Consider the following 13,330-nt stretch of genomic DNA (forward strand, 5'->3'; position numbering starts at 1 on the left):
ATTGCACCCGGCTTCGGCGGTCTGCGCGAGTGAGCGATGAATGCGCCCCCACCCTCGGGCGTGAGCGGATTAGGCCGGCCACGGAAGGTACCCCCCAAATGTCTTACAACGCCGCAGGCGTACCCGAGAAGTTCGCGATGCTCGGGCTCACGTACGACGACGTGCTGCTGCTGCCCGGGGCCTCCGAGGTGCTGCCGAACCAGGTGGACACCTCCTCGCGGGTCTCCCGGAACGTGCGCGTCAACATCCCGCTGCTCTCCGCGGCGATGGACAAGGTCACCGAGTCGCGCATGGCCATCGCCATGGCCCGCCAGGGCGGCGTCGGCGTGCTGCACCGCAACCTGTCGGTCGAGGACCAGGCCAACCAGGTCGACCTGGTCAAGCGCTCCGAGTCCGGCATGGTCACCGACCCGATCACGGTCGGCCCGGAGACCACCCTGGCCGAGGCCGACGCGCTGTGCGCCAAGTTCCGCATCTCCGGCGTGCCGATCGCCGACGAGGCGGGCAAGCTGCTCGGCATCGTCACCAACCGCGACATGGCCTTCGAGTCGGACCGCAGCCGCCAGGTCCGCGAGATCATGACCCCGATGCCGCTGATCACCGGCAAGGTCGGCATCTCCGGCGTGGACGCGATGGCCCTGCTGCGCCGCCACAAGATCGAGAAGCTGCCGCTGGTCGACGACGAGGGCCGGATCAAGGGCCTGATCACCGTCAAGGACTTCGTCAAGGCCGAGCAGTACCCCAACGCGGCCAAGGACGCCGAGGGCCGGCTGCTGGTCGGCGCCGCCGTCGGCGCCAGCGCCGAGGCGTTCGACCGGGCCCAGGCCCTGGTCGAGGCCGGTGCGGACTTCCTGGTGGTGGACACCTCGCACGGCCACAGCCACAACGCGCTGGCCTGGATCGAGAAGATCAAGTCGGCCGTCAAGATCGACGTGGTCGGCGGCAACGTGGCCACCCGGGACGGCGCCCAGGCGCTGATCGACGCCGGCGTGGACGGCGTCAAGGTCGGCGTCGGCCCCGGCTCCATCTGCACCACCCGCGTGGTCGCCGGCATCGGCGTCCCGCAGGTCACCGCCATCTACGAGGCCGCCCAGGCCTGCCTGGCGGCCGGCGTGCCGGTCATCGGCGACGGCGGCCTGCAGTACTCGGGCGACATCGGCAAGGCGCTGGCCGCCGGTGCCGACACCGTGATGCTCGGCTCGCTGCTGGCCGGCTGCGAGGAGTCCCCGGGCGAGCTGCTGTTCATCAACGGCAAGCAGTTCAAGTCCTACCGCGGCATGGGCTCGCTGGGCGCCATGCAGTCCCGCGGGCAGGGCCGCTCCTACTCCAAGGACCGCTACTTCCAGGCCGAGGTGGCCTCGGACGACAAGCTCGTCCCCGAGGGCATCGAGGGCCAGGTGCCGTACCGCGGCCCGCTGTCGGCCGTGCTGCACCAGCTCGTCGGCGGTCTGCGCCAGACCATGGGCTACGTCGGCGCCGCCACCGTCGCCGAGATGGAGAGCAAGGGCCGGTTCGTCCGGATCACCTCGGCGGGCCTCAAGGAGAGCCACCCGCACGACATCCAGATGACCGTCGAGGCGCCGAACTACTCGGCCCGCTGACGTCCAGGCGCTGAGGCTGAGGCTGAGGCGTTGAGGCGCCGGCGCTGAGCCACCGAGCGACCGAGGGGTCCGCTGCCGCACCGCGGTGGCGGGCCCCTCGAGGCGTTCGGGGCGTGGGCCGTCGGGGCGGGAGCAGCGGTAGTACGGGATACTGGGGTGCGGCCGGGGTGACCCGGCGGGCATGAGCAACACAGCAGAAGGGCTCGAAGTGACCGAGATCGAGATCGGGCGAGGCAAGCGCGGCCGACGGGCGTACGCCTTCGACGACATCGCCGTCGTCCCCAGCCGCCGGACCCGGGACCCGAAGGAGGTCTCGATCGCCTGGCAGATCGACGCCTACCGCTTCGAGCTGCCGTTCCTGGCCGCCCCGATGGACAGCGTGGTCTCGCCGCAGCAGGCCATCCAGATCGGCCGCCTCGGCGGCCTGGGCGTGCTGAACCTCGAAGGCCTGTGGACCCGCTACGAGGACCCGCAGCCGCTGCTGGACGAGATCGCCGCGATCACCGACGAGTCCACCGCGACCCGCCGCCTCCAGGAGATCTACGCCGCCCCGATCCGCGCCGAGCTGATCAAGCAGCGGATCCAGGAGGTCCGCGACTCCGGCGTGGTCACCGCCGCCGCGCTCTCGCCGCAGCGCACCGCCGAATTCTCCAAGGCCGTGGTGGACGCCGGCGTCGACGTCTTCGTCATCCGCGGCACCACCGTCTCGGCCGAGCACGTCTCCAGCGCCGCCGAGCCGCTCAACCTCAAGCAGTTCATCTACGAGCTCGACGTTCCGGTGATCGTCGGCGGGTGCGCCACGTACACCGCGGCGCTGCACCTGATGCGGACCGGCGCCGCCGGTGTGCTCGTCGGCTTCGGTGGGGGCGCCGCCCACACCACCCGGAACGTCCTGGGCATCCAGGTGCCGATGGCGACCGCCGTGGCCGACGTGGCGGCCGCCCGCCGCGACTACATGGACGAGTCCGGCGGGCGCTACGTGCACGTGATCGCGGACGGTGGCGTCGGCTACAGCGGGGACATCCCGAAGGCGGTCGCCTGCGGCGCCGACGCGGTGATGATCGGCGCTGCGCTGGCCCGGGCGACGGACGCCCCGGGCAAGGGGTTCCACTGGGGGATGGAGGCCGTCCACGAGGAGCTGCCGCGCGGCAAGCGGGTGAACCTCGGTACGGTCGGCACCACCGAGGAGATCCTGACCGGGCCCTCGCACACCCCGGACGGGACCATGAACCTGTTCGGTGCGCTGCGGCGGGCGATGGCCACGACGGGGTACACGGAGCTCAAGGAGTTCCAGCGGGTCGAGGTGACGGTGAACCCGGCGCTTGATCACCGCTGACGGGTGTTGATGGGGGCCCCTGCCGGGAGCGGTGGGGGTCTTCGTCGTTTTCGGGGGGGTTTGGGCTTTCGGGAGGGTGGGTGTCGGGGGCGGCTCCGGGGGTGGGTGCTCCGGGGGCTGGATGATTTTCAGACTGCCGTACTGGGGGTGGGGAGCAACCCTCGTTGGCAGTCTGAAAATCACCCGCAACGCCCCTCTCCGCACCCACCCCCTGCGCCGCCCCCTCCCGCAGCGCGTCCCTCTCGCCAGAGGGAGGGAGGGGTGGGTGGGTGGGGGAGGTGGGGGGTGTCCCTCGCGGGGGGTGGGGGTGGTTCTTGTGTGGGCGTGCGGGCTTTGCCCTGCCTGACCGCTGGGGGTGGGGGTGGGGGCGGGGGGTGCCGGGTGGTCAGCTTCGGGTGGCGGTGCGGCGGGTGAGGAGGTAGCCGCCGATGAGGGCGATGGTGTAGAAGGCGGCGTCGAGGGGGCGGAGGTCGGCGCGCCAGGTGGTGAGGGTGTCGTGGAGCAGGCCGTTGGGGGTGGGGGCGTCGGGGTGGAGGCGGCGGAGGTGTTCGATCAGTTGGCCGAGGAGGAGGGCGCCGGCTGCGAGGAGGGCGCCGAGTGGGGGGAGGAGGCGGTTCTGGCCGCCGAGGCGGCCGAGGGGGAGGGCGACCAGGCCGGCCGGGGCGATGGCCAGCCAGCCGAGGCTGTCGGCGGCGCGCAGGGGGGCGCTGCCGTAGGCCAGGCCGCCGAGGAGCATGGCGAGCAGGGCCAGGGCGATGGCGAGGGCGGTGCGGCGGGGGTGGCGGGGGGTGCGTACGGGGGTGGGGTCGAAGCCGGCCACGGGGGCGCCGGGCATGCCGGGGGCGATGTAGCCGTCGGGGGTGGCCGGGGGTGGTGCGACCGAGTAGTGCTGGGCGGTGCGCGGCCGGGTCGATGGGCCGTCAGTGCCCGGTGCGGGTGCGGTCATGGGCGTCGAATCCCCCCGGAAAGACGATGAGCTGCCGAACGGTAGCAGTGACTCGGGCAGATCTTGGCGAGTTTTCGATCACAGATCGAGCACGGAGCGCCGTGCCCGTTCCGGTTCGTACCGGCTCGGGGCGGGGGCCGGGTGGTCGAGGGCCCTCGGGACAGGGGATGATGGAGGCTTGGGCGTCCGGGCCCCAGGTCGGGCCGACGCGCCGTCACCACGACCGCCAGCAGCACATGGGGGAACGTTCCGAATGACCCAGGCGCAGGGTTCCACCGGCCGCCTCCTGGCCGGCCGCTACCGCCTGAACGGCGTGCTCGGGCGCGGTGGCATGGGCACGGTCTGGCGCGCCGAGGACGAGATGCTGGGCCGGACCGTCGCGGTCAAGGAACTGCGGATGAACGCCAGCGTCGAGGAGGAGGAGAAGCACCGGCTGATCACCCGGACGCTGCGCGAGGCGAAGGCGACCGCGCGGATCCGGCACAACTCGGCGGTGACGGTCTTCGACGTGGTCGACGAGGACGACCGGCCGTGGATCGTCATGGAGCTGGTCGAGTCCCGCTCGCTGGCCGACGTGGTGCGGGAGGACGGGCCGTTGGAGCCCGTCCGGGCCGCGGAGATCGCGCTGGACGTGCTGGGTGTGCTCAGCGCGGCGCACGCGCTGGGCATCCTGCACCGGGACGTCAAGCCGTCCAACGTGCTGATCGGCGAGGACGGCCGGGTGGTGCTCACCGACTTCGGGATCGCCAGTGTGGAGGGCGACGCGTCCGTCACCTCGACCGGGATGCTGGTCGGCGCGCCCTCGTACATCTCGCCGGAGCGGGCCCGTGGGCAGAAGCCCGGGCCGCCGGCCGATCTGTGGTCGCTGGGCGGCACGCTGTACGCGATGGTCGAGGGCCGGCCGCCGTACGACCGGGGCTCGGCGCTGGCCACGCTGACGGCGGTGATGACCGAGGACCTGGCCGCGCCGGTGAACGCCGGGCCGCTGCGGCCGGTGATCGAGGGGCTGCTGGAGAAGGATCCGGCCGAGCGGCTGGACGCCTCGCAGACCCGGTCGATGCTCAAGCGGGTGGTCGCGGAGTCGACCGCGCGGGCGGAGTCGACCACCGAGCACGCGGTGCCGGTGGAGACGGCGGCGCCGGAGCCCGTGAAGGAGGAGTCGGAGCGGTCGGAGGAGAGCCGCAGGCCGGCCGTGGGCGGGCTGCTGGGGACGGTCCGGGTCGGCAGCCGGGCCCAGGACGGGGAGCCCGCCGCGGAGCCGTCCGCGGAGCCGTCCGCGGAGCCGGAGCCGATCCGGCCGGTGACCAGTGAGTGGACGATGGGGGCGACGCAGGCGGCCGGGGCCGATCCGCGCACCGGCCGGCGGCGGCTGGCCATCGCCACCGTGGTCGTGGTGCTACTGCTGATCGCCGGGGTGGTGGCGGTGCTGCGGATGGTCGGCGACGGCGGGGACGCGCAGGGCGCGGGGGCCGGCGCGTCGGTGGCGGCGAGTACGGAACCGGTGTCGAGCCCGAGTGCGACGGCGCCGCCGGCGAGTGAACCCGCGCCGCAGCCGACCGGTGACCCGGCCGCCGTGCCGGACGCGCCCGCGCAGTCCGCCGGCGCGCCCGCGGCTCCCGTGCAGCCCCCGGCACCGGCCCAGACACCGGCGCAGACGCCGGCGCAGCCCGTGCCGGGGGCCGTCCCGGCCGGGTACCACGAGTACAAGGACCCGAGCGGGTTCTCGGTCGTGCTGCCGGACGCCCTGCAGCCGACCGGGTCGGACGCCAACCGGCGGATCTTCAAGAACGCGGCGGACGGCAGCCAGCTGCGGATCGAGTGGACCACGTCGCCCGGTGCGAGCGCGGTGGCCGACTGGCAGGAGTCGGAGCCGAGTGTCCGCGGGCAGGTCAGCAGCTACGAGCGGCTGAACCTCTCGGCGATCACCTACCGGCAGTGGACCAACGCCGCGGACTGGGAGTGGACCAACGGCACGCCCAGGATGCACTCGCTCAACCGCGGCTTCGTGACCGGGACCCCGGCCAAGTACGGGTACTCGATCTACTGGATCGTCCCGGACGCGGAGTGGGCCGCCCAGGCCCCGGTCCGGGACGTCGTCTTCAACAGTTTCCAGCCCGCTCCCTAGCCGATCAGGCGCTGCTTGGCGCGGGCGAACTCGTCCTCGGTGAGGGCGCCGGAGGCGCGCAGGGCGGCCAGTCGTTCGAGCTGGCCGATGAGCTGTTCGCCGGTGGAGGCTTCGGCCGGTGCGGCGGCGGGGACGGCCTTCGGGGCGTTGCGGGCGGTGCGGGCGGCGGCCCGGAGCTGTTCGGCGAAGAACTCGGCCTTGACCACGTCCTCGAAGCGGTGCGAGCCGGTGAGCGCCACCACGAGGAGCACTTCGCCGTTGAGCTTGGTGCGGGTCACGGTGGCGTCGGTGACGGCGGTGAGCGGAACCGGGACCGGCGGCTTCCCGTCCTTCAGGAACAGGAGCCGATGGGTGGTCAGCACGAGCATGCCCTTGCGGAAGTGCTCCGGGTGGCGCCCGGCGGTGGAGGCGACAGGCTTCTCGTCGTCGATGACGGTCGCCGCGAAGGCGCGGAGGGCCTCGGCCTGGTGGGCTTTGCTGCTGTTTCCGGACGCCTCGAGGGCGGTGTCGATCAGATCGGTCCAGTCCATGGGATCGAGCCTAAGGGAGCCGCTCAGTAGGCTGGTCGGCGAGCGAGAGGAACTGGCATGCGAGGCGGCTCCGGGCTGTTGCTGGCGGGGCGGTACCGGCTGACGGACCGTCCCGGACCGCTGCACGCCCACGCGGTGGACGAGCGGACCGGTGAATCGGTGCTGCTGAGCGCCCTGGAACTGCCGGGGCTGCTGACGGTGGGGCAGGATCCGGAGGACGCCGCCGCGGCGCAGGCGGACCGGCTGGTGCGGCGGGTGGCGGCGGTCGGTTCGGCCGCGCCGGTCGCGCACCCGCGGCTGCTGCGGGGGGTCGGCGCGTTCGTCGACGGCGAGCTGTTGTGGACGGTGGAGGAGCGGCCGGTCGGGTGGACGGTGGCGGAGCTGCTCGCCGACGGGCCGCTGCCGCCGTACCGGGCCGCCGAGTTGGCGGCGGACCTGGCCGGCGCGCTGCGGGCGCTGCACGCGGCCGGGCTGACCCACGGTGCCGTGACCGCGGAGTCCGTGCTGGTCTGCGAGGACGGTGCGGCGATGCTCGGCGGGCTGCTCGCCGGGGTGGCGGAGGAGGCGCTGGCCGAGGAGCTCGGCGGGCCGGGCGGGCGGCGCCGGTACGAGGTGCGGGCGAACCTGGTCGGGCCGGTGGCGGAGCGCTGGCCGCTGGACGGCGGCCCGGCGGGCGACTGCTGGGCGCTCGGGGTGCTGGTGCAGCGGCTGGTCACCGGCCGCTCGCCGTACCCGGAGGGGAGCGTGCCGGAGCTGGTGACGGCCGTACGGGACGGGCGGCGCGAGCCCTCGGTGGTGTGCGGGCCGCTCGGGCCGCTGGTGGAGCGGCTGCTGCAGTCCGACCCGGCGCGGCGGCCGACGGCGGAGGCGGTGTGCGAGGAGCTGGCGGAGCTGCTGGCGGGGGCACCGGAGCCGGTCGACGAGGAGCGGGCGGCGGCGGTCGCGGTGCCCGTGCCGCCGGCGCCTCGGCGGCCGCGGACGCGGGGCGGGAGGGCCGGGGGGCCCAGGGGCGGAAGGAGTGCCCGAAAGGGCGGGAAGGGCGGGGACTTCGGGGCAGGAAACGGTGCGAAGCCGCCCCGGATACCCCCCTCCCTCCTGGGCCCGCTGTTGGTGGGTGGAGTGTTTGCGCTGCTCGCGCTGGGAATTGTCGCGGTGGTGCTGTTCGCGGGCTGACGATCCGCCGGGGTTCCGGTCCTGCGGTCCGGGGGGTGGGCGTGATTACCGGGGGCGGCAAGGTGCGCCTAATGTGTGCGTGGGATTTGTTCGAACAGTGGTCTGCACCAGGCCCTCCGTCGCGGTGACGGCAGGCGGAATGTGTGGGGGAGCGGGCGCAGATGGGCGTGCAGGACCGGCCGGAGGCGGCCGAGGCGGAGCGGTTGCTGGCCGGGCGGTACGAGCTCGGCGAGCGGCTCGGCCGGGGCGGCATGGGCACCGTCTGGCGGGCCTGGGACCGGATGCTGGACCGCGAGGTGGCGGTCAAGGAGCTGACCGTCAACCACCTCCCCGAGGAGGACCTCCAGATCCTGCACGCCCGGATGAAGCGCGAGGCCAGCGCGGCCGCGCGGATCAAGCACCCCGGCGTGATCACCGTGCACGACGTGCTGGAGCAGGACGGCCGGCCGTGGATCGTGATGGAGCTGGTCGACGGCCGCTCGCTGGCCGACGTGATCAGCCAGGACGGCACCCTGCAGCCGCGCGCCGCCGCCGAGGTCGGCAGCCAGGTGCTGGCCGCGCTGCACCGGGGCCACCAGCTGGGCGTGCTGCACCGGGACGTGAAGCCGGCCAACGTGCTGCTGGAGCGCGGCACCGGGCGGGTGGTGCTGCTGGACTTCGGCATCGCGACCTACGAGGGCTCGACCGAGCTGACCCGGCCGGGCGACCTGGTCGGTTCGCCGGACTACCTGGCGCCGGAGCGCGCCCAGGGTGAGCGGCCCGGGCCGGCCTCCGACCTGTGGGGCCTCGGCGCGACGCTGTACGCGGCGGTCGAGGGCCAGTCGCCGTTCCGGCGGGACTCGCCGATCACCACGCTCGCCGCGGTGGTCGACGAGCCGCTGCCGGAGTCGCGGCGGGCCGGTCCGCTGGGGCCGGTGCTGTCCGCGCTGATGGCCAAGGACCCGGCCGACCGGCCCACCGCGGACGAGGCGGCCGGAATGCTGGCCGAGGTGCAGGCCGGGCACACGATGGGCCTGAAGTCGGTCGCGGCGGTGCGCACGCCCACCCGGTCGGTGCCGGTGGTGGACCGCAGCGAGGGCCCGGCGCCGGCGGCTGAGCCGGTCGAGGGCTCCGAGGAGCCGACCGAGCCGAAGGCCACCGCGCCCGCCGCGCCCGTCGAGCCCGTCGTCCCTGTCGAACCGGACACCGCCGGGGGCGCGCAGGCCGCCGCCCGGGCGCAGACCGGGCCCGTCGCGCCGGTGCCGCACTCCGTCGCGCCCGCGCGCGGGCCGGCCAAGCGCCGCAGCCTGCTGAAGATCGTCGGTATCGCGGTGGCCGTCGGCCTGCTGGCCGCCGCGGGCACCTTCCTGGTCACCCGGCACGTGGTCGGCGGCGACACCCCCAACGACCCGACGCCGACCGCCGCCGAGTCCACCGGGCCCGAGCCCACCAGCGACGCCACCCCCGCGGTGGCACCGCCCAGCGGCTACCACTGGGTCGACGACCCGGCCGGCTTCCGCTTCCCGCTGCCGAACGGCACCCCGTCCTGGCAGCGGATCAGCACCGGGGACAACCAGATCTACTACAGCCCCGACGGCAAGGTGCACTACCTCCAGTTCGCCGTCACGGTCGGCCAGTCGGTCAAGCCGCTGGAGCACATGCGGCAGATGGAGGCCAACGTCTCCAAGTCGCTCAAGGAGTACAAGCAGCACCGGATGGCCGGCACGGCGGTGAAGGGCCAGGAGGCGGCGGTCTGGGAGTTCAGCTACCAGGCCAAGGAGGGCGGCCGGCGGCGCGCGATCGAGACCGAGTTCATCAGCCAGGACGGCACCAGCTACGCGATCTACTCGTCCAGCCCGGAGAAGGGCAACGAGTGGAACGAGGCCGAGCAGCGCTTCTACGCGGTGCTCAACAGCTTCACCCCGACCCGCTGACCGGGCCGGGCGGAGCGCCCGCTTTCGCCCGACTGCGGCAGATTCTTGTTACCGACGGGTACCGGACCGGCCGCCGAACGCCTAGGCTGCGCCGTATGTCGGACCTCACAGCAGATGCAGTGGCCACCGAACACCCCGGCGCCGGCAATCCGGCGGCCCCCGGCGGCGGTCGCACCGTCGCCGCGGCCGTCCCGCCGTCCCTGGTCGCCAAGCTGGCTGCCGGCGTCACCGCCACCGGCGAGCCCGACCTGGTGGAGACCGTCGCCCCGCTGACCGGCGAACGGCTGGCCAGCCTGCCGCAGTCCACCCCGGCCGACGTCGAGGTCGCCTTCCAGCTGGCCCGCCGCGCCCAGGGCGCCTGGGCCGCACTGCCGGTGCGCCGCCGGGCCGCCGTCCTGCTGCGCTTCCACGACCTGCTGCTCAAGCGGCAGGACGAGGTGCTGGACCTCATCCAGGCGGAGACCGGCAAGGCCCGGCCGCACGCCTTCGAGGAGGTGCTGGCCGTCGCCATGGCCGCCCGGCACTACGGGCGGGCCGCGCACGGGTACCTCAAGGACAAGCGGCGCGGCGGCGCGCTGCCGGTGCTCACCCACGCCGTCGAGGCCCGCCGGCCCAAGGGCGTGATCGGCCACATCTCGCCGTGGAACTACCCGCTGGAACTGTCCATCGGTGACGCCCTGCCCGCCTTCGCGGCCGGCAACGCGGTCGTCAACAAGCCCGACACCCAGACCGCGCTGACCGCGCTGTGGGCCCGCGAGCTGCTGGTCGAGGCCGGGCTGCCGGCCGACCTGTGGCAGATCGTGATCGGCGACGGCCCGGTGATCGGCCCCGCCGTGGTGGAGCACGCCGACTACGTCTCGTTCACCGGCTCCACCCGCACCGGCCGCGACGTCGCCCAGCGCGCCGCCGCCCGGCTGGTCGGCGCCTCGCTCGAACTCGGCGGCAAGAACGCCATGCTGGTGCTCGCCGACGCCGACCTCGACGCGGCCGCCGCCGGTGCCGTACGGGCCTGCTTCTCCTCCGCCGGACAGCTGTGCATCTCGATCGAGCGGCTGCTGGTGCACCGCTCGGTGGCCGACGAGTTCCTGGAGCGCTTCGCCGCCCGCACCCGGGCCCTGCGCCTCGGCGGCGGCCTCGCGTACGGCGCGGACATGGGCTCGCTGGTCTCCGTCCGCCAGCTGGAGACCACCACCCGGCACGTCGAGGAGGCGGTCAAGGCGGGTGCCACCGTGGTGGCCGGCGGGCGTGCCCGGCCGGACCTCGGCCCGTTCTTCTTCGAGCCGACCATCCTCGACGGCGTCACCCCGGACATGGCGGTCTGCGCCGAGGAGACCTTCGGCCCGGTCGTCTCCGTCTACCGGTTCGACACCGACGAGGAGGCGGTGGCCGCCGCCAACTCCACGCCGTACGGCCTGAACTCCAGCGTCTGGACCAGGAACCCGCGGCGCGGCCGGACGGTCGCGGCCCGGCTGCGCACCGGCACGGTCAACGTCAACGAGGCGTACGCCGCCGCGTACGGCTCGGTCGCCTCGCCGATGGGCGGCATGGGCGACTCCGGGCTGGGCCGCCGGCACGGCGCCGAGGGCATCCTGCGCTTCACCGAGGCGCAGACCATCGCGACCCAGCGGCTGATGCCGATCGCGCCCTCGTTCGGCCTGGACGACAAGCAGTTCGCCGCCGTGATGACCGGCGGCCTGCGGGCGCTCAAGGCGCTGCGCTTCAAGTAGGCCAGGCGGCCGGAAGCCCGCCGCCAGGCGGCGGGAGCAGGCCCGGCGGCGAGAAGCCCGCCAGGCGGCGGGAAGCAGGCCTGGCGGCGAGCCGGGCCCCGTGCGCCGGGGCCCGGCTCGCGGCCCCCGAAGACAGGTTCACCCGGTGAAGGAGCGGCGGCAGATGGTGCAGTCCGGCGGTGCGGCGGAGTTCGACTACGACGTGGTGGTGGTCGGGTCCGGCTTCGGCGGTTCGGTCGCGGCGCTGCGGCTGACCGAGAAGGGCTACCGGGTCGCCGTCCTGGAGGCCGGGCGGCGCTTCGACCGCGACGAACTGCCCAGGAACTCCTGGGACCTGCCGAACTACCTGTGGGCGCCGCAGCTCGGGCTGTACGGCATCCAGCGCATCCACCTGCTGGCCAATGTGCTGATCCTGGCCGGTGCCGGGGTCGGCGGCGGCTCGCTGAACTACGCCAACACCCTGTACGTGCCGCCGAAGGCCTTCTTCGAGGACCGCCAGTGGCGCCACATCACCGACTGGCAGCAGGAGTTGGCGCCGTTCTACGACCAGGCGCAGCGGATGCTCGGGGTCCGGCTCAACCCGACCCTCACCCCCTCCGACGTCCACCTCAAGGCGGCCGCGGAGCGGATGGGCGTCGGCGACACCTTCCACATGGCGCCGGTCGGGGTCTTCTTCGGTGACGGGGAGGACTCCGGGGGCAACGCCAAGGCGGCCCCCGGGGACGAGGTGGCCGACCCGTACTTCGGCGGCGCCGGCCCGGCCCGCAAGGCCTGCGTGGAGTGCGGCGAGTGCATGACCGGCTGCCGGCACGGCGCCAAGAACATGCTCACCGAGAACTACCTGTACCTGGCCGAGAAGGGCGGCGCGGAGATCCACCCGCTCACCACGGTGGCCCGGATCAGGGAGATCGGCGGGGCCGAGGGCGCCACCGGGTTCGCGGTGGACGTGCGCCGCACCGACGCGCGCTCGAAGACCGACCGGGTGAAGGCGGGCGCGCGGACCATCACCGCGGCCCGGGTGGTCGTCGCGGCCGGCACCTACGGCACCCAGTCGCTGCTGCACCGGATGCGCGACGGCGGCCACCTGCCCCGGATCTCGCAGCGGCTGGGCGAGCTGACCCGGACCAACTCCGAGGCCCTGGTGGGCGCGCAGACGACCGACCGCCGCTACGGCACCAAGGCGGACTTCACCAAGGGCGTGGCGATCACCTCCTCGATCCACCCGGACGCCAACACCCACATCGAGCCGGTCCGCTACGGCAAGGGCTCCAACGCGATGGGCGCGCTGTCCATCGCCCAGGTCAAGGGCGGCGGAACGATTCCGCGCTGGCTGCGCTACCTGGGCAACTCGGCGCTCCACCCGGTGACCTTCGCCCGCTCGATGAACCAGCGCCGCTGGTCCGAGAAGACGATCATCGGCCTGGTGATGCAGTCGCTCGACAACTCGATCACCGTCTCGCTGAAGAAGGGCCCGCTCGGCAAGGCCCGGCTCACCTCCTCCCAGGGCCACGGCGAGCCCAACCCGACCTGGATCCCGGCGGCCGAGCACGGCGCCCAGGCGCTGGCCGACGAGATCAACGGCTTCGCCGGCAGCACCGTCGGCGAGATCTTCGACATCCCGATGACGGCGCACTTCCTGGGCGGCTGCCCGATCGGCGACGCCCCCGAGACCGGCGTGGTGGACCCGTACCACCGGCTGTACGGCTACCCGGGGATCAGCGTGGTGGACGGTTCGGCCGTCTCCGCCAACCTGGGCGTCAACCCCTCGCTCACCATCACCGCGCAGGCCGAGCGCGCCCTGTCGATGTGGCCGAACAAGGGCGAGGCGGACCAGCGCCCGGCCCAGGGCGAGGAGTACCGGCGGGTCGCGTCGGTGGCGCCGGTGCGGCCGGCCGTGCCCGAGGGTGCGTTCGGCGCCCTGCGGCTGCCGCTGCTGCCCGTCCCGGAGGTCCCGAAGAAGCGCGACTGAGACCGGTCCG

At 73.8% G+C, this 13,330-nt stretch carries 9 protein-coding genes; 7 read left to right on the top strand and 2 right to left on the bottom strand.

The genetic code is table 11. The annotated features are described in order from the left end of the window. The first annotated feature begins 98 nt into the window (after positions 1 to 98). Together guaB and ACFWP2_RS04210 are read left to right on the top strand one after the other, a co-directional pair. The gene (gene guaB, locus ACFWP2_RS04205; RefSeq protein ID WP_380448042.1) at positions 99 to 1,601 is read left to right on the top strand and encodes an IMP dehydrogenase; all 1,503 of its coding nucleotides are present in this window, start codon (positions 99 to 101) and stop codon (positions 1,599 to 1,601) included. A gap of 208 nt (positions 1,602 to 1,809) precedes the next feature. After that, positions 1,810 to 2,937 carry a GuaB3 family IMP dehydrogenase-related protein gene (locus ACFWP2_RS04210; protein WP_380448218.1) on the top strand — a complete coding sequence of 376 codons (1,128 nt, stop codon included), beginning with the start codon at positions 1,810 to 1,812 and terminating at the stop codon, positions 2,935 to 2,937. A gap of 385 nt (positions 2,938 to 3,322) precedes the next feature. Here the strand turns inward: ACFWP2_RS04210 and ACFWP2_RS04215 are convergent, their stop codons facing one another. Next, positions 3,323 to 3,883 carry a hypothetical protein gene (locus ACFWP2_RS04215; protein ID WP_380448044.1) on the bottom strand — a complete coding sequence of 187 codons (561 nt, stop codon included), beginning with the start codon at positions 3,881 to 3,883 and terminating at the stop codon, positions 3,323 to 3,325. Between the two features lie 253 nt (positions 3,884 to 4,136). Here ACFWP2_RS04215 and ACFWP2_RS04220 point away from each other — a divergent pair, with 253 nt between their 5' ends. Continuing rightward, positions 4,137 to 6,008 carry a protein kinase gene (locus ACFWP2_RS04220; RefSeq protein WP_380448046.1) on the top strand — a complete coding sequence of 624 codons (1,872 nt, stop codon included), beginning with the start codon at positions 4,137 to 4,139 and terminating at the stop codon, positions 6,006 to 6,008. Here ACFWP2_RS04220 and ACFWP2_RS04225 read toward each other — a convergent pair. Continuing rightward, positions 6,005 to 6,538 carry an SHOCT domain-containing protein gene (locus ACFWP2_RS04225; protein ID WP_380448048.1) on the bottom strand — a complete coding sequence of 178 codons (534 nt, stop codon included), beginning with the start codon at positions 6,536 to 6,538 and terminating at the stop codon, positions 6,005 to 6,007. The genes ACFWP2_RS04220 and ACFWP2_RS04225 overlap by 4 nt on opposite strands. A 57-nt stretch (positions 6,539 to 6,595) precedes the next feature. Here ACFWP2_RS04225 and ACFWP2_RS04230 point away from each other — a divergent pair, with 57 nt between their 5' ends. The 4 genes from ACFWP2_RS04230 to ACFWP2_RS04245 all read left to right on the top strand — a co-directional run bounded on the left by ACFWP2_RS04230 (position 6,596) and on the right by ACFWP2_RS04245 (position 13,320). Then, on the top strand, positions 6,596 to 7,711 hold the full coding sequence (locus ACFWP2_RS04230) for a hypothetical protein (protein WP_380448050.1): 1,116 nt from the start codon (positions 6,596 to 6,598) through the stop codon (positions 7,709 to 7,711). A gap of 161 nt (positions 7,712 to 7,872) precedes the next feature. Then, a complete protein-coding gene (locus ACFWP2_RS04235; protein ID WP_380448052.1) occupies positions 7,873 to 9,624 on the top strand; it encodes a serine/threonine-protein kinase in 1,752 nt (583 codons plus the stop codon). A gap of 95 nt (positions 9,625 to 9,719) precedes the next feature. Beyond that, positions 9,720 to 11,351 (top strand): succinic semialdehyde dehydrogenase, encoded by a 1,632-nt coding sequence (locus ACFWP2_RS04240; protein WP_380448054.1) that lies wholly within the window; start codon positions 9,720 to 9,722, stop codon positions 11,349 to 11,351. A gap of 163 nt (positions 11,352 to 11,514) precedes the next feature. Beyond that, complete coding sequence (locus ACFWP2_RS04245) at positions 11,515 to 13,320, top strand: GMC oxidoreductase (protein WP_380448056.1); 1,806 nt, start codon at positions 11,515 to 11,517, stop codon at positions 13,318 to 13,320. Positions 13,321 to 13,330: the final 10 nt, after the last annotated feature.

Source organism: Kitasatospora sp. NPDC058444 (assembly GCF_042721415.1).
Taxonomy (GTDB): Bacteria; Actinomycetota; Actinomycetes; order Streptomycetales; family Streptomycetaceae; genus Kitasatospora.